The 19,917-nt window shown below is 60.7% G+C and carries 16 protein-coding genes; 5 read left to right on the top strand and 11 right to left on the bottom strand.

The window, feature by feature from the left end; all coding sequences use genetic code 11:
- The 5 genes from EN949_RS19870 to lptF all read right to left on the bottom strand — a co-directional run.
- Positions 1-443, bottom strand: a 443-nt coding sequence (locus EN949_RS19870; protein ID WP_206534957.1) for a 4-hydroxythreonine-4-phosphate dehydrogenase PdxA, incomplete at its 3' end; no start/stop codon positions are given.
- A gap of 1 nt (position 444) precedes the next feature.
- The gene (locus EN949_RS19875; RefSeq protein WP_164755030.1) at positions 445-1,383 is read right to left on the bottom strand and encodes a peptidylprolyl isomerase; all 939 of its coding nucleotides are present in this window, start codon (positions 1,381-1,383) and stop codon (positions 445-447) included.
- A gap of 90 nt (positions 1,384-1,473) precedes the next feature.
- On the bottom strand, positions 1,474-3,912 hold the full coding sequence (locus EN949_RS19880) for an LPS-assembly protein LptD (protein WP_024504312.1): 2,439 nt from the start codon (positions 3,910-3,912) through the stop codon (positions 1,474-1,476).
- A complete protein-coding gene (lptG, locus tag EN949_RS19885; RefSeq protein ID WP_206523556.1) occupies positions 3,912-4,997 on the bottom strand; it encodes an LPS export ABC transporter permease LptG in 1,086 nt (361 codons plus the stop codon). Before lptG ends, EN949_RS19880 begins: the two co-directional genes overlap by 1 nt.
- A complete protein-coding gene (lptF, locus tag EN949_RS19890) occupies positions 4,994-6,196 on the bottom strand; it encodes an LPS export ABC transporter permease LptF (protein ID WP_013532506.1) in 1,203 nt (400 codons plus the stop codon). Before lptF ends, lptG begins: the two co-directional genes overlap by 4 nt.
- Before the next feature lie 351 nt (positions 6,197-6,547).
- Between lptF and EN949_RS19895 the strand changes: the two genes are divergently transcribed.
- Positions 6,548-8,059 (top strand): leucyl aminopeptidase, encoded by a 1,512-nt coding sequence (locus tag EN949_RS19895; protein ID WP_127365756.1) that lies wholly within the window; start codon positions 6,548-6,550, stop codon positions 8,057-8,059.
- Between the two features lie 28 nt (positions 8,060-8,087).
- Positions 8,088-8,537, top strand: coding sequence for a DNA polymerase III subunit chi (locus tag EN949_RS19900; protein ID WP_013532504.1), 450 nt, complete (start codon positions 8,088-8,090; stop codon positions 8,535-8,537).
- A gap of 29 nt (positions 8,538-8,566) precedes the next feature.
- Here the strand turns inward: EN949_RS19900 and EN949_RS19905 are convergent, their stop codons facing one another.
- Complete coding sequence (locus EN949_RS19905; RefSeq protein ID WP_013532503.1) at positions 8,567-9,052, bottom strand: DUF995 domain-containing protein; 486 nt, start codon at positions 9,050-9,052, stop codon at positions 8,567-8,569.
- A gap of 133 nt (positions 9,053-9,185) precedes the next feature.
- The gene (locus EN949_RS19910) at positions 9,186-10,109 is read right to left on the bottom strand and encodes a glycoside hydrolase family 26 protein (protein WP_013532502.1); all 924 of its coding nucleotides are present in this window, start codon (positions 10,107-10,109) and stop codon (positions 9,186-9,188) included.
- Positions 10,110-10,711: 602 nt separating this feature from the next.
- On the opposite strand from EN949_RS19910, the gene EN949_RS19915 reads away from it, so the two are divergent.
- Positions 10,712-12,592, top strand: coding sequence for a cellulose synthase catalytic subunit (locus EN949_RS19915; RefSeq protein ID WP_127365754.1), 1,881 nt, complete (start codon positions 10,712-10,714; stop codon positions 12,590-12,592).
- A gap of 291 nt (positions 12,593-12,883) precedes the next feature.
- Positions 12,884-13,291 (top strand): hypothetical protein, encoded by a 408-nt coding sequence (locus EN949_RS19920; protein ID WP_013532500.1) that lies wholly within the window; start codon positions 12,884-12,886, stop codon positions 13,289-13,291.
- A gap of 160 nt (positions 13,292-13,451) precedes the next feature.
- Here the strand turns inward: EN949_RS19920 and EN949_RS19925 are convergent, their stop codons facing one another.
- The 3 genes from EN949_RS19925 to EN949_RS19935 all read right to left on the bottom strand — a co-directional run bounded on the left by EN949_RS19925 (position 13,452) and on the right by EN949_RS19935 (position 17,237).
- Positions 13,452-14,453: a glycosyltransferase family 2 protein gene (locus EN949_RS19925; protein ID WP_198327664.1), complete on the bottom strand. Its 1,002-nt coding sequence runs from the start codon at positions 14,451-14,453 to the stop codon at positions 13,452-13,454.
- A gap of 44 nt (positions 14,454-14,497) precedes the next feature.
- A complete protein-coding gene (locus tag EN949_RS19930) occupies positions 14,498-15,424 on the bottom strand; it encodes a lysylphosphatidylglycerol synthase transmembrane domain-containing protein (RefSeq protein ID WP_127365755.1) in 927 nt (308 codons plus the stop codon).
- 184 nt (positions 15,425-15,608) lie between these two features.
- Positions 15,609-17,237 carry a glycosyltransferase family 39 protein gene (locus tag EN949_RS19935; RefSeq protein ID WP_127371306.1) on the bottom strand — a complete coding sequence of 543 codons (1,629 nt, stop codon included), beginning with the start codon at positions 17,235-17,237 and terminating at the stop codon, positions 15,609-15,611.
- Positions 17,238-17,448: 211 nt separating this feature from the next.
- Between EN949_RS19935 and EN949_RS19940 the strand changes: the two genes are divergently transcribed.
- The gene (locus EN949_RS19940; RefSeq protein ID WP_245459067.1) at positions 17,449-18,066 is read left to right on the top strand and encodes a DUF995 domain-containing protein; all 618 of its coding nucleotides are present in this window, start codon (positions 17,449-17,451) and stop codon (positions 18,064-18,066) included.
- 678 nt (positions 18,067-18,744) lie between these two features.
- Here EN949_RS19940 and galE read toward each other — a convergent pair.
- Positions 18,745-19,824, bottom strand: coding sequence for a UDP-glucose 4-epimerase GalE (gene galE / locus EN949_RS19950; RefSeq protein ID WP_127366012.1), 1,080 nt, complete (start codon positions 19,822-19,824; stop codon positions 18,745-18,747).
- Positions 19,825-19,917 lie beyond the last annotated feature (93 nt).

Here is a 19,917-nt window from a genome sequence, read left to right on the forward strand (position 1 = left end):
GCCGCCAGATGCGCCAGATATTCGGTGTGGCCGGGAAAGCGAAAGCCGGCATCGTAGAGCGGCTTCTTGGCGATGGGGCAGGTGACCACGGCCGAGGCTTCGCCGGCAAGGCAATCGGCGACGGCGCGGTCGATGGCCTCGATCGTGGCGGCCGCATTGGCCGGATCCGGCTGGCCGGGGCTGTCGATGCAGCCTGCAGCCAGCGGAACGATCGGCAAGGCGCGGGCAAAGACCTGCGCCGCTTGTGCCGGGGTGGCTTCGGCGATCGGCAGCGAGAGGCCAAGCAGGCGCGCCCGGGAGGCGATCAGCGCCGGATCGGCGAGCAGGTAGAAGGGGGGAAGGGCGGCAGCCTCGCGCGCCATAAAGGCGGCGATGGCGATCTCCGGCCCAATGCCGGACGGATCGCCGGCGCTCAACGCGAGCGCAGTCACTGCGTTGCCCACGTCAGCGCTTGACGATGCGGGCTTTTGCCTTCAGCTCGTCGATATATTTCTTGCTGAGCGCGTCGGCATCCTTGTCGCCGCCGGAGCCTTCGGCCTGGAACGCCATCTGGGCAACCTTGTCGTCGGACACTTCGCGCGACGAGCAGATGCCGATGAATTCGACGCCGCGTTCGGTTTCGCGCGTGACGGTGGCACCGCCGACTTTGGTAGCTTTGATCTGCTCGGCCCAGTCCGGCGGCAGTTGCGGCGCCAGCACCCGGCCCAGATCGCGAACGGTGACGTCGATCAGGCCCTTGGCGAATTCGCGCGTCGTGTTGCAGCCATTGAAGCGGGCGCGCATGGCGTCGGCCTCTCGCTTGCGTTTGCCCAGCGTCGCGCTGCGTTCAGCCGCCGGCACCACGAAGATGACCTGCTGCAGCATGTATTCGGTGGCGCTCGGTTTGGCGCCGCCTTTTTCGAGCATCTTCCTGACGAGATCCTGTTCGCTGACGGCGCCGGTGCCGTCGCCGGAACGGTAGCGCGCGCTCAAGGCCTGGTTCCAGGCCATCTGGGCGCGGATGAATTCCTTGAAGTGGCTCTTGGTGACGCCCGACTTCTCCATGACGCCGTCGAGCTGGCTGAGCTGCATCTTGTTGCTCGAGGCAAAGCGCTGGTACGCGGCATCGACCTGGGCGTCGCTGATGCGGATACCAAGCCGCTTGGCCTCGGCCATACGCAGCGTCTGGTCGATCATTTCCTGGCCGGCATCGCCCTTCTTGCGCTGCAGCTTCAGGAAGGCGGCGCGATGGGCGATGTCGCCGGTGGTGACAGGAATGTCGTTGACGACGTATTTGATCTCGCTGGCGAAAGCCGGCGGCGCCATTACGGTGATCGACACGGACGTCGCCGCCACGAGCAACGCGAAACCTGCTGAAAAGAGGTATTTCCTCATCGTTGGCATCCCAATTCTATCCCGGTCCCGCCCAATTTGATCTTTCCAGGTGCGCGAAATCCGTGCCAGCCCTATGCGGCGAAACGATGTCGCCGATTGTTACTGGATCGTGTCGACGGCACTGGTCGACGAGCCGAAATCGCCGAGGGTGCGGAACGACAGATTGAAGCCGATGGTCTGCGACACCTCCCTGGTGTTCAGATCGCGCGACTGCGAGTAGGTCATCAAATAAGTGAAGCAGGAATCGTTGTAGGCGAAGCCGACACCATCCTTGACCAGCAGGCTTTGCTGCAGGTCGTAGGTTCCTGTGCCGAACACGCGCCAGTTTTCGGCCAGATGCGTGGATGCACCAAGCGTGACTTCGTGGCGGTCGGTGGTGAAGCCGTACAGCGGCTGGGCCTGGATGAAGGCGTATTTGGCGCTCAGCGACACAGGCAGGCCGGAATAGGCGGCCTTCACCTCGGCGCGGCGGATCTCGAAGCTCTGTTCGTCGAAACGGCCGCTGACCGAGGCCGCGAAGCCGTTGGGGCTGTTGATGCCGAACAGGCCGACATAGTCGGACTTGGTCGTGTCGAGGCCGGAGTTTGCGCCGACATTCACCAAATCCGGCGCGGCGAACGAGTTCTCGCCGCCAATCTGATAGGATTGGCCGAAAATGGCATTGGTGCCCCAGCCATTGTTGTAGGAGCCGGAATAGCGGAAGCCGACATTGGCGCGCGAACCGCCTTCGACGCGGTCGTAACCGGAGAACTTGTCGCGTTCGAACAAGGTGGTCGCGTCGAAGACCATGCTTTGGGCGTCTTCGTTGGGCACTGAGAGGCCGCCGACATATTGCTCGTTCGGACGCATGAAGACCTGTGCCATCGGTTCGATGACATGGCTGGACCCGCTGGCCATGGAAAACAGCACCGGCCAACGCATCTCGAGGCCTGCGGTTGCCATGTAACGGGCAAATGACGAGCGCATGTCGTCCTGCTCGCCCAAATGCGTCGCCATTCTGTCGATCGCGTCCAGCGAAGCCGACGACGCGTTGAGGTAGTCGACGTCGCCCTGCAGCGCGAGCAACGGCGTCAGCACCAGCCCGCCATCGGTGACAAAGCTCCGCTTCCACTCGGCCTCGGCGGTGAGACGGCCCGATTCGCCTTCGATGCCGCGGACGCGCTGCGTGGGAGTGAGGGCATTGTAGGGCTCGACGAAGGTCTCATCGACATCGTCGCGGCGGATGACACGCGCGTTGACATTGAGCGATAGCTGGCCGCCGGCCACCGACGCATCAGGAATATAGGCGTAGTCGAGCGACGGCAGCACCCAGGGCTGTTGTCCGCTTCGTGCAGAGGCGTTGTCGTCAGGTGTATCTTCCTGCACATCGAAATGCATGGCGCGCACGTCGAAATAGTTGCGGCCGTTGAGACCCGTCAAGTAGACCGACGACTGGTGGACGCTGCTATTGTACTTTTCGATGCCGTAGGTGTTCGAGAAATTCTTGTCGGTCTGCAGCAGCACGTCCCAGCCGAAGTTCCAGCGTGAGTTGATGGCGAACTGCCCCTGGGTACCCATCATGCCGCGGAATTTGTTGGGATCGCCGGCGCTGCCCGAATTGACGTTGTGGCCAGAGCTGGAGGGGAAGGCAGTGGTGTCGAGGAAAGCGTCGGGATTCTGCTGGTGTATCCCGGCGATCTTCAAGCTGTACTCGCCATTGTTGAAGCGCTGACGCCACTCGGCCTCACCGAGGAAACCCTGCTTGGTATAGCCGGTGCCGGTGACGGTCAGGTCGTAGGTCGGCGCCAATGCAAGATAATAGGGGACTTTCACGCCGACGCCGAGATCGCTCTTGTAGATGATGCTCGGGATCAGGAAGCCGCTCTTGCGCTTCACCGTCGGGTCGGCAATTTCGAATGCAGGCAGATAGGCAAGCGGAAAACCGAAGAACTCGAAATTCGCATTCTCGAAGCGAACCGTCTTCTTCTCGCCGTTCCAGATGATCTTCTTGGCCTTGACGCGCCAGGTCGGCGCTTTGTCCGGCTTATCCTCGCACGGCTCGCAGGCGGTGTAGACGCCATTGTGGAAGGTGGTCAGCACGCCGCCCATGCGTTCGGCGCTTTCGGCGGCGAAATAGGCCTTGTCGATGGTTTCGACCCGCAACGCGTTGACGAAGCCGTCGGCGAAGTCATCGGTAATGTCGATATGCTGCGAATTGATCTTGGTACCGTCGCTGTTGATGACTTCGACGTTACCGCTTGCGACCATTCGCTTGGTGTTGCGGTTGTACTCGACCCGCTGGGCGACAAGGCGATTGCCACCATAGTCGATCTGCACGCCGCCAACGGCGGTCACGGTCTGATTGTCGTTGTTATAGACCAGCGTATCGGCCGCCAGCAGCATTTGCGAGCCGGATGGAACCGATGTCGCCATGTCGCCGACGTCCTGCGCAAGCGCCGGTGCCGGAACGGCGTAGGCAAGCACGCACGCCAAGGCGGTCGCCGCATAGAGGCGCGCCAAACCGGCCTGCCTGTTGCTGGGCAAAAACGCCTCCCTCACTAGCCGTCTTCCTTGTATAGCAGGAAAGTCACCCCGAAGAACATAGCCACCACGACCGGTACCCAGGCGGCTACGACAGTCGGCACGAATCCCGCCACGCCGAATGCCTTCACCAGAACCGAAACGACATAAAGCAGAAAGCCAGCGATGATGCCACCCAGAATCATCGTCGCCGACTGCCCCATCCTAGCAAATCGCATTGAAACCGTTGCCGCGATCAGCGTCATGGCGACGAGAAGGAACGGCAACGCCACGAGCGAATCAAACTGCATGGCAAAGGCATTTGCCTTGAGGCCGAAGGAGCGGGCAACCTCGATCTTTCCGGGCAGGTCGTAGAAGGGGATGGTTTCCGGGCGCGCCAGCCGCTCTTGCACGAATTCGGGCTTCAGATTGGTCGGTACGCGATCGGTTGCCGATGCCTGGATCGTGCCGTTCTGGAACGTCTTGACGTCCTGCAATTCCCAATAGCCGTCGCGCAGGAAGGCACGGGCAGCATCCTTGCGCTCGACGATGTTGCCTTGCGGGTCGAGAATGAAGAATACGACATCGGCCATTTCCAGGCCCTGGTTCAGGATGGCCCGCGCACCGATGATGGTGTCCCCCGAACTGGTTTTCTGCCGGATCCAGGGCGCGGCATCGGCCGAGACCGTATTCGATTTGCCGGAACGCAGCTGGGTTTCGATCTGCTCGGACCAGGAGAATGCGTGCGCGGCGAGCGGATTGATGACGCCAACCGACAGGACGCCGAACAGCAAGGCTCCGATACAGCAGGGCAAGAGGAACTGCCAGGCGGAAACACCGGCGGAACGCGCGATGACCAGCTCGTAGCGCCGGTTCAGCGACACCAGCGTCGCCATCGCCGAGAAGAGACCGACGAACGGCACCGTCTGCAGCATGATCATCGGCATACGGAGGCCTGAAATGGCTACCGCCGTGCCGTAGGTGAAGCCGGGCAGGCCGGTGGTGCGGCCGGACAGCTCGGTGAAATCGATCAGGAACACCAGCGCCAGGAGGCCGACGAAGAACCAGATGGTGATCGTCACGTAGCGGAAGAAGAAATAGCGGCCCAGTGTCCAGCCCATCAGCCGACCCCTTGCCCTGATGTGCCGCGCCTGGACAAACGCAATTTGAAAGCATTCCAGCTGTCAGCGATGCGCGAGGCGAAGTTTGTCATCCAGTCCGCCCAGGTCACGGGCAGTTCCAGTGTCCGGTTCGAGACGATGAACCAGATCGCCACCGCGGAAGCCACGATCGGCACACCATAGACCATATAGGCATATTGCGGGATCTCATCCGCCTTGCTGGCGGCGAAAAAGCCCAGCCAACGCACGAACAGCGATATCGTGATCGCCGTGATCAGCGGATTGACGCGCGCCTCGCGGTGCGAGCGCGCATCCCCGGCGACCGCAAGCGCGATCAGCGCGAAAACCATGGAATAGGTCCATTCCGAGAACCGCTGGTTGACTTCGGCCCGGTATTCGTAGGGGCTCTGCTGATAATACTTGTCGTTGGCGCTCGGGTTGAGCAGGTACTGCGTCGTCTGGTCCTTGGGCAGGAGCGTCACCGCTGAAGCCGCCGCCATGAAGGCCGACATGTCGAAGGCATAGGAGGTGAAGCGGATGACGGAGAGATCGCCGGTCAGCGTTTTGCGATGGATGACGCCGTCATTCATCATCAGCACCTTTTCACCGCCGCGTTCGATGATGCTGCCGGTCTTGGCGTAGTAGACGAGGTTGACGCCTTCTTCGCGCGAATCGGCGACGAAAATGCCGCCCAGCCGATTGTTGGGAAGGCGCTCGCCGACCTGCAGGAACAACCCGTCGTCGATCTTGCGGAAGGTGCCTTCCTGGATGATCAGCGACAACAGATCCGCGCGTGACGACGCCACCAGGGCCCGGTTCTTCTGCCGTGCGTAAGGATCGATGCCGTTGTCGACGGCAAAGGAAAAAACGGCTGCGGCGAGCGCCAGCAACATGATCGGCCGCACGATCGTCCAGCGCGAGGCCCCCGCGGCGTTGACGACGGCAAGTTCGGAATCCGAATTCATGACGCTGAGTGTCTGTGCGACCGCCACCACAAGCGCAAAAGGCACGACGATCGGGATGATGGACGGAAGGATGAGGGCGGCGACTTCGAAGAAGGTCAGCGCCGATTGGCCGCTGTCGGTGACCAGATCGATCTTTGCCAGCACCTGCGTCGTCCATACGATCGCCAGCGTCCACACAAGAGCGGCCATGAAGACCACGAAAGCGCGGCGCATGATGTAGCGTTCAACGACCTTCATGAAGGCTTTTCTCGATTTTTTCGAACGGCATCATGCCGCCGAACAAGGTAGCTGTCCGGCAGCGCCTGCACAACTGGCTCATCAGATGGTCTATCCGGGTTCTGTCCCACATCACGCCCCCCGGCTGGGCGGAGTGTCGGCGGGAATGGATAAGAAAGGGCGAACATCGATGGTTAACAACAAGTTGCGGCAAAAAGCGGGGCCGTGCCGCGACGAATCGTCATCGATTCCATAGGTCATATGGGATGCCAATTCGGCAAAGTCTTGCCAAATGCCGGAAAACGACCAAATGTCGCGCATCGTTTCGAACCGCTTCCCCAAAAGTCGCGCATTCCCTGAAAGCAGGACATGATGAATCAAAGACCGTCGATCGCCTTCGCCAAATTTTCCGGGTCCCAGAGCGCGGTGAACAAGAAGGGCACGGTCTTCGTGCTCGCGGCGGATGAGGGCGGCCTGAGCGACGTCGCCAAGGCCGGCGATCCCGGCAACACACTGGAGCGGGCTTTTCCCGTGGCTGAGTTCACGGGCAAGTTCGCCAGCACGGTGGAAGTTCTGGCCCCGCAGGGAGCGTCGCTCGACAGACTGGTGGCGATAGGCACCGGCAAGGTGTCGGGACTGGACGAATATGCGTGGTTGAAGCTTGGCGGCACCGTTGCCGCGTCGCTGCGCAAGGCGACCGAGGTAGCGGTGATCCTCGATGTGGTCGGCGCCTCGCCGAGCGCGAAGGACGCGGCAAGCCTTGCCGCGGGCATTCTCCTGCGCAGCTATTCCTTCGACAAGTACAAGACCAGGAAGGACAAGGACGACGGCAAGGCAGAGCCGAAGAAGCCGGTCAAGGTGACCATCCACACCGCCGATCCGGCCGCTGCGAAGAAGGCCTTCGCCGATGCCGAGGCGGTGATCGACGGCGTCCTTCTGGCGCGCGACCTCGTCAACGAACCGGCAAACGTGCTTGGGCCGGTCGAGTTCGCTGCCCGCGCCAAGGAACTCGAGGCGTTAGGCGTCAAGGTAGAGATATTGGCTGAGAAGGAAATGAAGAAGCTCGGCATGGGCTCGCTGCTCGGTGTCGCGCAAGGCTCGCCACGCGGCGCCCGCATGGCGATCATGCAGTGGAACGGCGGCAAGCCGAAGGACAGCCCGATCGCCTTCGTCGGCAAGGGCGTCACTTTCGACACCGGCGGCAATTCCATAAAGCCGGCCTCGGGCATGGAGGATATGAAGGGCGACATGGGCGGCGCCGCCGCCGTTACCGGCCTGATGCATGCGCTGGCGGCCCGCAAGGCGAAAGCCAATGTCGTCGGTATCATCGGACTGGTCGAAAATGCCGTCGACGGTCATGCCCAGCGTCCCGGTGATATTGTCACTTCGATGTCGGGCCAGACCATCGAGGTGCTCAATACCGACGCCGAGGGCCGCCTCGTGCTGGCCGATGCGTTGTGGTACTGCAACGACCGCTTCCAGCCGAAATTCATGGTCAATCTGGCGACGCTGACCGGCGCCATCATGGTGGCGCTCGGCCAACATTATGCCGGCCTGTTTTCCAACAATGACGAACTGGCCGAAAAATTGTCGGTGGCGGGGCAGGCGACTCAGGAACGGCTGTGGCGCATGCCGCTCGGCGCCGAATACGACAAGCTGATCGATTCCAAGAACGCCGACATGAAGAACATCGGCGGCCGTTTTGGCGGCGCCACTATCGCGGCGCAGTTTCTGCAGCGCTTCGTCAAGGACACGCCATGGGCTCATCTCGACATAGCCGGCACGGCGATGGGGGCGCCGTCGAACGAGATCAACCAGTCGTGGGGTTCCGGTTTCGGCGTCAGGCTGCTCGACCGGCTGGTGCGCGATAACTATGAGCAGTGAACGGGTTCGATCACTATAGGCTGAAGCGATGGCCGACGTTCTGTTCTACCACCTGACCGAATCGACGCTGGAGGATGCGCTGCCAGGCCTCCTGGAGCGCAGCGTCGACCGTGGCTGGCGCGCCGTGGTGCAGACAGGCACCGAGGAACGCCGCGATGCGCTCGACCAGCATCTTTGGACCTTCCGCGACGATTCGTTCCTGGCGCACGCAACCGATCGTGAGGCTCATCCCGGCGAACAGCCGATTCTGTTGACCACCGGCGACGGCAATCCCAACGACGCCAAGATAAGGTTCCTGGTCGACGGCGCGGTGCCGCCTGACCTTGGCGGCTACGAGCGCGCGGTGTTCCTGTTCGATGGCCACGATGCCGCCCAGCTCGAGGCGGCGCGAGGACACTGGAAGGTGATGAAGAGCGCTGGCCACGACGTCACCTACTGGCAACAGACGCCAGATCGCCGCTGGGAGCGCAAGGCGTAGACCAGCCGCTTGTGGCGGATGACACGATCCTACAGTCTTGCCTTGATCCGGTTCTGTTTCCGGGTGACGTAGTCGCCGTGTTTCAATCTCTTGAAAACATACCAGTCGCCATCCGGAGCCTTGCGCTGGTAGATTACTTTGCCAGCCTGGCGGTGCTCGAAGCAGGTCATCGAGCCCTTCACGCCCCAGGAACCGTGCCATTGCGCACGCCAGCACAGCTTGCCGCCGCCGGGAATGAACCACATGCCGTCGCCATAGCCCGACTTGCCTTTGTCGTGGGTCCAGGACTCGAACTGTCTCTGCTTGACGGCAAAGAAGCCGGCGCCCTTCTTGCCCCACAGCCACGAATGGTTCTGATAGATCTGGTAGACGCCTTCGTCAGGAACCGCTGTGGCCTCTTGAGCCTGCTCGGCGATTTTCATCGCCGTCTTGGCTGTCGCAGGAGCCTGGAAGGCAAGAACAAGAACGGAGCAGGCGAATGCCGCTCCAAGATAATTTCCCACTACCCGCTTCACGAAACTTCTCCACAGACTGATTTACGCCACGCCTCAATCCTCATCCCGAACCGCTGGTTCGGGATGGATCACGATCAAACAAGGAGATTGGAAGTCGATCCCGATCGCGTCGGGGTCGATCAGCACGATGCGTCTACGGCAGGACGTGCTGGGTCACCCTCCAGTCGGGCAGACCATAGCCACCCAGCCACGGCCACACTTCCTTCTGGTTGAAGTAGACAACCGAAGTCAGCGCCGGGAACTCCGCGTAGGATTTGCGGGAATCTTCCTGCCATTTCGAGACATAGTCCTGCTTTCCGACATAGCCGAGTTCCGCAACGATGATTGGCTTGTTGAACACTGCAACGCGGTCATAGCCGGGCTTCAGCAGCTCAGCGAAGGTGCGGTCGCGGCCGGTCTCGTCATCATCTTTTTTCTGCAGACCGAACACCGACAGGCCGATGACGTCGACATAGTCGTCGCCGGGGTAGTATTTTTCCAAACCCTCTTCGCCTTTGGGCGACCACATGTACTTGGCTGCGGGGGCAGCTTTGCGGCAGATGTCGACTTCGCGCTTGTAAGCGGAGATCCAGTCCTTGGGAGCCCAGTTGGCCCAGGTGAAGCGGCCGTTCTTGTCTTCCATTTCCTGCGCCCAGCGAATGGTCACCGGGCTCTTCATCTGTCCCACCAGGTCGCAGATCGCCTGCATGTTGGCGTCATATTTGCCGCTCAAAATGCCGTCGCGCAATTCGGGCGGGGTGATGCGCCAGTCCTTGGACCAGGTCCACGGCTCAACCGTGATCAGCAGCGAACGGCCGCGCTGCAGCGCATAGGCGTCGGCGAGTGGCAGCGTCGACAGATCGACGTCTTCCCAGGGCAGGAACAGCTCTTCGATGCTGGCGCTCTTGTCGGCGCTGAAGTCGCCGTAGGGATCGTAGGATCCGAACGCCGAGGCGGCGCTGCTCGTCTGGACGGGGTCCGTCGCGGCTACTGAGCCAGCGCCTCCTGCCGTGGGGAACGCGGCGCTTCCGCCCAATGCCAGCGCGATTGCAAGTGCTTTTACTGTGGAGTGTTTCATGTCGATCTCCCATGGCCCCAACCTCTTGCGGAAGTTAAGGCTTCGCCCGTGCGCATCGATGCTTGATCGACACGATTACCCAAAACCGATCGGCTCTATTTGGCAGAATCTGCGGGATTTCGGAGCGACCCGTTGGCGGATGTGCGAAACCTGACACAGAGCCACCCAAAAAATTATCTCTCAAGGCCCTATACAGGGGGCGCTCGAGAGAAAGTTCGCCGCGATACTCACAAATTCGCGTCAATATCCCGATATATCATCCCTGGCTAATTTAAGAGCCGGTCGCGGCCAAGAGTCAAGTGCAATTAACGGTTGCTTAACCATGTGCGCGCGACATGGTTAACGCTGCTCTCAAAGTTCGATCCTTGCCGGACAGCTTTGGCCCATCGGCGAATTCTCCAGCGCTGAAAAATTTGCGGCTCATCGTTCACGTGCTGGTCGGTGGAAACTGTTCCACCGGACTATCCTTAACCAGTTCTGAAGAACCATAGTTAAGAAATAACTAATTTAGTTGACTCTAAGGATGCCTGAGCGGATTCTGCTGCTGGGTTAGGCTCATCGGCCGTCGTTTGGCTGATGCTCGGGTGGCGGCAGTAAAGTGTATGAGTGTTTCCGCGGACGTGGGGATCATCGGCAGTAAGACCATGCCGAAACGGGGGCGTGGGGCAGCTCCGGGGAAGGCGGCGGAGAAGCCTCCTTTTCTGGTGCCCGTGCTGTCGGCCGCCCAGAAGCGGATCTGGAAGCTGGGACTTGCCTGCTGGTCGGTAACGTTCGGATTTTTCTGGTTCTGGTGGCTGCAGCCCGGGCACATCGAACACGTCATCCCATACATGCTGGCGACATTGACGCTCGTATGGCTGACATTCATGCCGATGTATTTTCTCTTGAACGTGCATGCGATGAAAAAGCCGTCCAGGCTTCACACGATCCCGAAGCATTCGCGTGTCGCGATGGTGGTGACCAAGGCTCCGTCAGAGCCGTTTTCCGTGGTTGCGCGAACCCTCGAGGCAATGCTGGCGCAGGACTGTCCGCATGATACCTGGCTGGCCGACGAGGACCCGTCCGAGGAAACGATTGCCTGGTGCGATGCCCATAACGTCATGATTTCGACGCGGCGCGGGCGGGAAGATTATCACCGCAAGGTGTGGCCCCGCCGGACGCGCTGCAAAGAGGGAAACCTGGCCTTCTTCTACGACCACTATGGTTATGAACGCTATCACTTCGTCGCTCAGATGGACGCGGACCACGTCCCGACACCAACCTATCTCAGGGAAATCCTGGTCGCCTTTGCCGACCCGGCGGTTGGCTATGTATCGGCGCCGAGCATATGCGACAACAATGCCGCTGAAAGCTGGTCGGCACGCGGTCGGCTGTTCCCGGAAGGGATGTTCCACGGACCTTTGCAGTCCGGCCACACGGGCGACGGAACGCCGCTCTGCATCGGCTCGCACTATGCCGTGAGAACCGCAGCGCTCAAGCAGGTCGGCGGCCTTGGCCCGGAACTGGCCGAAGATCACTCGACGTCCATGCTGTTCATTGCGGCTGGTTGGCGCGGTGTGCATGCCATAGACGCCATTGCCCATGGCGACGGCCCGCAAACCTTTGCCGATCTTGTCACGCAAGAGTTCCAGTGGTCGCGGAGCCTGATGACGATCATGCTCGAATACTCGCCCATATACCTTTCCAAGGTATCGCCACGGCTGAAATTCCAGTTCCTGTTCCGCCAGCTCTGGTATCCGCTTTTCGCCGTATTTTCGCTTCTCATGTACATCATGCCGATATACGCACTTATTACGGGTCAGAATTTCGCCAATGTGACGTATATTGACTTCCTTCTATACTATGCGCCGAACTCGATTTCGCTGATTGTGCTGGTGATGCTGTTGAAGTCCTTCGGGCTGTCGCGCCCACTGACCGCCAAGACGATCAGTTGGGAGGGAATGTTGTTCTCATTCTTCGCTCGTTGGCCGTGGGTGCTGGCGGGCACGCTGTCGTCGATCCGCGATTATCTGACCAAGTCGTTCGTCGATTTTCGCGTTACCCCCAAGGGCAGCGGCCCGAAAAACCTGCTGCCTGCCCGCGTTATTGTTCCTTATGTGGTGCTTGCAATGGGAGCTTCGCTGCCGGTCCTTCTTGTAGACCGCGCCTCGGACGCCACCGGCTTCTACTGGTTCGCTGCCTTCAATGCGTTCGTCTACGGATTGCTTGTGGTCGTGATCATCACCAGGCACCTCGTGGAGAACAAAATTTCGTTGCGTTGCAATGCCGCGAAACTCGCCTTGCAGGCCTCGCTCGCTGGCGTTGCGCTCTTCGTCCCGGGCGCCGCGTTCTGTGACCGCGGCCTGGAAGGCATATATGGGCTCCAGCAGGGGGCAGGCGGTGTGCGCATCGTCAGCGTGGCCTACCCGGTTTCCGGAGCCGGGCGCGGCGGGAGCGGAACCCGCACATTCCATCTTGATCCCGCCTGGAATCCGCCACGCTGACGCCGACAGGCGTCCGTGCGCAAACAACTCCCCTGAACCGCATTTGCCTTGATAGCCGGCCGGCAAGCTGTGGCAGGACCAGGCACGAGCCCAAAAGGTCAAATTTTAATAATATCCGGTCGAGTGCCGAAAGACCGCGCTCATCATATCGTTTGCATGATATTTAATAAGTCTCCCCTAATATACAGCCCATGATGTGAGTGGCGATGGGTCACTCGCGTGGTGCGGAAAGCAAATAAGAGCAATATATCTCCGCGCTCCAGCGACTTGTATTTATGGCAGGGGATAGCGATGAACAAAATAATGGAAAGAGGGGCAAGGCTCGGCAAGAAACATGCCTGTGCATTTGCCGCGGTTGCATTGATCTCGATGATGTCCGGTTGCCAAAGCATGGATGCCACCAAGACGAGCTCGATCGGCACCAAGCCCGTGGTTCATTCGCTTGGCCAGAGGGTGCACTACGCCAAGGACAAGCGGCTGCATCTGATCAACCGCAAACCGCTCACCAAGATGACCAACGTGACGCGTACGAGGGAGGAGGCCTATGCGGCCTTCGTGCGGCCGCAGCGGGTCGGCAGGCCGGCGACGGTGAAGGTCTCCTACAGTCTGGGCAATGGCGGCCCGCTCCTGGGTCATTCGCCCTGGATATGTGGTCCGAGCGGTTTCGGCCAGCGCGCCAGCTGCCGTTCGCGTTACTAAGCCATCAGACCTGAAGCGCGGCCGATTTGACTGCTGCCGGGTCTTTGCCGGGGGGGCGCGAGTGGAGGGCGGGAGGTTTGCGCAGACGTTGCGCTTTGCCTCTTGCCCTCCAACCGCCATGCGTTCGTTAGGCGCGGACCTCCGTGGCATTCCGATCAGGTCACGATGGTCGGCCCGGGGCGTGCCAGCCGTCATTGTCGCCGGCCGGCGGCCGTAGCCGCGCGACATAGGCCGATGCTCCGTTCGCCTCGTGATAGACGCGTGCCAGCATTTCCGCCAGCACGCCCGACGTCACCATCTGCACCCCGGCGATGAGCAGGAAGAAGCCGGTGAACAGCATCGGGCGCGTTCCGATGTCTTCGGCGAAAAACAGCTTCAGGCAAAGCAGGTAGGCAAGGATCAGCGAACCCAGCGCGCCAAGCACGATGCCGATGCCGCCGAAGAAATGTCCCGGCCGTGTGCGATAGCGCATGAAGAAGTACATGAACACCAGATCGAGCACGACCCTGAAGGTGCGCGAAATGCCGTATTTGGACTGGCCGTGGATGCGGGCATGGTGCGTCACCACCTCCTGCGCGATGCGTCTCGGGGTCGTCACCGTGGCCAGCCATGCCGGGATGAAGCGGTGCATCTCGCCGTAGAGCTTGACGCTGCGGATGACGTTGCCGCGATAGACCTTAAGGCTGCAGCCATAGTCCTTGAGGCGCACGCCGGTGACGCGCGCGATCAGCGCGTTGGCGATGCGCGAGGGCAGCCTGCGCATGAAAAACCCTTCCTGGCGGTCCTTGCGCCAGCCGACCACCAGGTCGAGATCCTCGCTCAGCAGGCGATAGACCATGCGCGGAATGTCGTAGGGATCATTTTGCAGGTCGCCGTCGATCGTGGCGATGACGTCGCCGCGCGCCGCGTCGATGCCGGCCTGCATCGCGGCGGTCTGCTTGTAGTTGCGCACGAGCTCGACCGCATGCACATGCGAGCCGTAATGCGCTGCAAGGCGCCTGATCTCGCTCACCGTCGCGTCGGTGCTGCCGTCATCGACCAGCACGACCTCCCAGGGCTGGTCGTAGCCTTCCATCGCCTGGTGGATCCGTGCCAGCAGCGGCTCGACGTTTTCGGCCTCGTTGTACATGGGGACGACGATGGACAGCGTATGGTTCGGCATTACCGCGCCGTCAGGCAGTCCCGAAGCAGGGATGGGCAATACGTTCATTGGGATGGCTTCCTTGCAGATCCGACAGCCGGATTTCCCGGCAGCGTCGATTTCGAGGGAAACAGCCAGGCGATCGCACCCGTGGCGATTGCCGAGCAGAAGATGAACAGGTGCAGCGCCAGCGCCGCCTGCAAGCCATTCTTCATCGTGATTCCGGAGGTGAGCAGCGCCGCCGCTGCTCCCGCTTCATAGGTGCCGAAGCCGGCGACGCCTTGCACCGGCAGTATGGCGGCTCCTTCGGCCCCAACGACGCCTGGAAAGGCGGTCGAAAAGGATGTCCCCAGCAGCATTGCCAACAACCATCCCTGCACAGTGAGCTTCAGCGACCAGTTCGCGATCGTCCACCACCAGCCATAGCGCGAGCGTCCGGTTGCTTCGGTGAACACATCTCGGAGCTTGCCGAGCTTCGCCACGATCTTGCCGCGGCCGGCCCAGTCATGCGGTGCACGCGCCCAGCGCGGCAGGTACCAGGCGGCGACGATCAAGACGGCCCCGCCCGCAATCCTAATCGCCGGATGCAGGCCCGGCCACACCGCCAGGGCGAGCACGCCGACGACGAAAGCGTCCTGCAGTCTGAACCACAGCAGTGAGGCGCTGGCGCGCATGATCGGTATGCCGAAGACCTGGCGCAGGAGCAGGGGAAAGGCCGTCTCGCCGCCGCGAAAGGGCACGACGTTGATCATCGCATTGTGGATCAGAATGACGCGCAGGCAGGCGCCGAAGCGGCCATGCACCTCGTCGCGGAACTCGTCGCAGACGCGCAGCGCACGCAAGACATAGGTGGCGAAGAACGCGATCGTCGCCACGGCGAAGGTGCCGGGCGTGATGCGGGCAAAGGCGTCGCCGACCATGCGCCAGCGCGAGTCGCTGGCGAGCCAGGCCAGCAGGGCCAGCGTCACAATGATCGAAATCGCTCGTTTCAACAATTCCTCCGGTCGCAACCGTCGAATTCCGCCAGCCGTAGAGATATTTGACCTTGCTGGCCGGCTTGTCTCGCTTAGCTTGCTGCGTTGGGCAGGCGAGGGCGGGTCGGCAAGGTCGCTGACCGTCGCCGGATTTCCAACGTTTGCCTGATCCCCAGCCCATAAGCCCAACGGCCTGACCAGATCAAGGCCGGCTGATTTCATAAATCAGGAGGTTGTCCGAATCCAGCCGCTTGGTCCCGATCTTGTTGAGATAGTCGATCACCCCGTCATGATGCTCGATGAACGGCCGTTTCTGACTGTCTTCGGCATCCTTTGCCACGCCGAACCAATCCGCGCCTTGCGTGCGAAGTTCCTCAAGCTGTGCTATCGCGATGGCATCGTCCTCGACGAACCTGGACCACTCCACGTCGCCGCCACCAGGCGGAAACACCCACCCGCGCGCCCTGCTGTAATAGACTGCGACGGGATCTCCCACCTCCGGAGCGATGGCCACGACAAGATCGCCAGGTTGGGCCCTGCGCGCCAGCTCGTCGCCAAGCAACTTTCCATTCATGGCGAAGGGCGCCTTCATCGTCCGGACGAGGGGAAAAGTCGACCAGACAAGCATAGCGGCCACGATGCAAATCGACCGCAGAATTATCCCAGGAGACGGAACGGTTTTGGCTCCAAGCGTCGCCAGGACGACCGCGCCACGGCCGCAAAACATCGCAAATGGCACATGGAATATATGATAGTTCCATGGATTGGTCGTGATCTCACGTGCCGCAGCGAAATAAACAACAGAGGCCGCTGCAAGCCATATGAAAGGTATGGCCGAAAGAGCGCGTTCTTTCGATTCCGCGACTGGCTGGGGCGGCATCCAGAATCCGACCGCCATCAAAATCATGAACGGATAGCCATAAAACCACCAGACCGACGTGTTCCAAACAGATTTGAAATAGAAATCGTTGTTGAAAAACGTCCAGAATCCAGAATCCCAGATGTATCCGCTGCCCGCGACATGAAAGGGCGGATAGGTTCGCCCGAGATAAATGGCCCAGCTGTAGTAGGCGCCGATGACGAACAGGCTGACCAGTCCGCTTATGAATACTTTGGCCGCATGCTTTCGCCGATTTTGCAAAAGCCAGCAAACCATCAGATAGAATATGACGCCTCCAGCAGCCAAACCCGGTGGTTTTGCAAGCACACCGAGGGAAAAGCTGGCTGTGGCGAAGGGGAGCAGCCATGCGCTGCCTCCCGTCCAGTATTTCGTGAAAAGCCAGACGCCCAAGGTTACCAGAGCCAGCATCGAGGGGTCGGGAAGAAACGAGCTGTCGATCATGATCGCCGCCGGCATCAGCGCATAGGCAAGTGCCGCGGCGTGGGCGTGCGTCTCGCCCCAGCATAGCGCCGTTAGTCTGTGCAGTGAAAACACCGTCACCAAGCCGAAAAGGGCCGCAATCATGCGGCCGAACCAGTCGTGCCAGCCAAAGAGTTGGTAGAGCAGGGCGGTCAGATAGCTGACGATCTGGAACTCGCGGCCCTGATAGCTTGGCCCGGGCCCGGTCCAGCTGACCTCGGGGAAGAAGATGTTCCAGCTGCGCTGCTGGAAATTGTCGGCCATCATCGCGGTACTTGTTTCGCGCCAGCTGAAGGCATCGACCAGCGGCAAGGTTATGTTGTGGAACCTGAACAGGATCGCAATGAACAGTATCCCCAGCAAGATCGCCATGTTGGGGCTCACGGTGTTGCGAGCAGTCGTTTCCCGGACGGTCGACTGCTGCCGGTATTGCTGACCTTCGGCCTGGTTCAATTCCGGGTCGCCTGCCATTTGAAACCGCGTCCTCCCTGACGTCTGCGGATGTTGCTTTTGAGTGCGATTGTCAGAGTTGGCAGAGCATATGACACATTTCTTAATTTTGACGACAGCGGGATGCGCACATCTGGAACGGTTGTTGTCCGTCCGCTCGCAAAGGTTGACATCACCGTTCTCGCGACTGTTAAATAGTTCATACGGCTGTCAGAGCGATGATAGTGCTACCTTGGGCAAAACGGGCATGCGAACGCCAATTGTACTGACAGCTCTGACCGGATTGCCACCGCATGGTGTCGACCGTCGACGCAAACATTGTCGGTTCGCAACTTGTATGCAACTCATGTTTCTCCTGGCCCTCTGCGGCCAGACGGCGCTTTCGGGAACGGCGCATGCGGCTGCCGCCAAAGACGGCAGACCAGCGGAAACGGTCATCGCACCGGCTCCGACTGCCTACGAGCTGCAGCTTCTTTATGCCGACCGCACATGGATATGGAAAAACGGCGCGGCCTTTTTCGCGCAGGACAATCGACGTCTCCAGGCCTGGACGTCCGGGCAGGACACCGCGTCTGTCGCGGAGGGCAGATGGCTGGTGACCAAGGATGGCAAGATGTGCATGGAGCTCGCCTGGCGATCGAAAGGTTACACCGGCGAGCAGCACCGCACCTGCTACAGCCACCGCATTCAGGGCCGGAATATCGAGCAACGCAAGGATCCGGACGGGGAATGGTACGGTTTCAAGCGATCTCCCGAGGATCCTTCCGACGAATACAAGAAATTCGAAGCAGGCGACACCAAGGGCGCGCAGTTCGAAGTGACCCGCAAGCTGGTCGATGCCAAAAAGTAGGCCGCTTCCGGCCGCGCTGAGATGGCCTGGCTGTTCTCCCCGTGCGCCTGTTGTGGAACCCGCGAATCGCTTATGGTTGAGTGGCTCGGCAGGCGCGATCGGCGCGCCGATCGCATTTAATCGCATTCAATTGCATCACCCGGACGACAAGACGATGGCCTGCCATACGGTTTTGATGAAATTTAATAATTAGTGATATCTAATATAACGTGTGATGTGCGAGTGGTCACTCATGCGGCGTGGAAGCGGCCCAAGTATAGTATGTCGCAATGCGCCCCTGGCTTATACTTGATAGCAAGGGACAGAGGATGAGAAATTCCGCGAGCGTATTTCGCTCAAGCAAGAATGTCGTATCTATTGCCGCGGCTGTGGCGCTGAGCTCTATGGTTGCAGGTTGTCAAGGTATGGACGCAACTGAAACCGGTTCGGTCCTTATCAGGCCCATCGTCCACCCGGTCCGCAGTCAGCCCGCGGTCCAGCCCGTGCAGGCCAGATTTCTCGTGCGCTCGCTCCGGGCCGACCTTCCGATCCAGATGACAAGCACAATAGGGACCGAAAGTGCCTACGCCTTTGCACCGCCGCAACGGATCAAAGCCAGCACGCCGGCGCCGGTGAACATCTCGTTCAATCCGGGCGATGGCAGCACGTTCTCGGGCGGCTCGCCTTATATCTGCAGCCCTAGCGGATTTGGCCAGCGCGCGAGCTGTCACCCCCGCTATCTCTGACCCGTCGGGCGACGACCGGCGCTGCCGCCCTCACTGGCGGCAGTTTCATGGGCCTGGTCTTCAGTCCGAAAAAGGGAGCGGCCGTCCTGACAATCGTATCGATGTCTGAAAGCTCCGGCACAAAGCCAAGATGTTCGCGTGCGCTTCCCGGGTCGGCGTAGAGCTCCGCCGGATCTCCGGGGCGTCGGCTCCTGAACACTGCCGGAACCGGCCTCGACGTCATTCGGCCGACCGCCTTGACAATCTCCTTGATGGAGACGCCCCGCCCGGTGCCGAGATTGACCGCAAGGCTTCGCCCGCCACCCTCGAGATGCATGAGCGCTTTCAGGTGGGCGCGGGCCAGATCGGTGACGTGGATATAATCCCTTACGCAAGTGCCGTCCGACGTGTCGTAGTCGGTGCCGAAAACCTCGATCGCTTCGATGATGCCCGATGCGGCCATGAGCACTCTGGGAACCAGATGGGTTTCCGGCGAATGCCACTCACCGAGCTCGCCATCGGGATCGGCGCCACAAGCGTTGAAATAGCGCAGGATCGCAAATTTCATTCCGTACGCGGACGCATAGTCGCCGATGATCTGTTCACCCATCAGCTTGGAGCGCCCATAGGGGCTGATCGGATTTTGCGAGGAGGTCTCGCGGACCGGCAACGCCTCCGGCACGCCGTAGGTCGCACAACTGCTGGAGAAGATGATGTTTTCGATCGAACTCGCGCGTGCGGCATCGAGCACCGCGATGGTGCCTGTCACATTGGTCGAATAATATTCGGCCGGCTCGCGAACGGACTCTCCGACATAGGCCAGCGCAGCAAAATGGATCACGGCCGTCGGCCGGTGCGTTTCCATCGCCCGCCGCAGTGCATCCCGATCCCGGATATCGCCGACGACAAGCGGCCCCCAGGCGACGGATCTCTCATTGCCGCGGCTCAGATTGTCGAAAACCACCGGCATGTAGCCGGCGGCGGCCAACTGCTTGCAGGTGTGGCTGCCGATGAAGCCGGCTCCACCCGTCACCAGGACCGCCGGCCGGCTCATGAAGCAGCAGCTCCTCTGGCGGTGTGACTTCCGTAGAGCAGGGTATCAAAATACTCGACGGTACGCGCGAGCCCCTGGCTCAAGCTGATTTTC

Origin of the sequence: Mesorhizobium sp. M7A.F.Ca.US.007.01.2.1 (assembly GCF_003998165.1) — a bacterium.
GTDB classification, from domain to species: domain Bacteria; phylum Pseudomonadota; class Alphaproteobacteria; order Rhizobiales; family Rhizobiaceae; genus Mesorhizobium; species Mesorhizobium ciceri.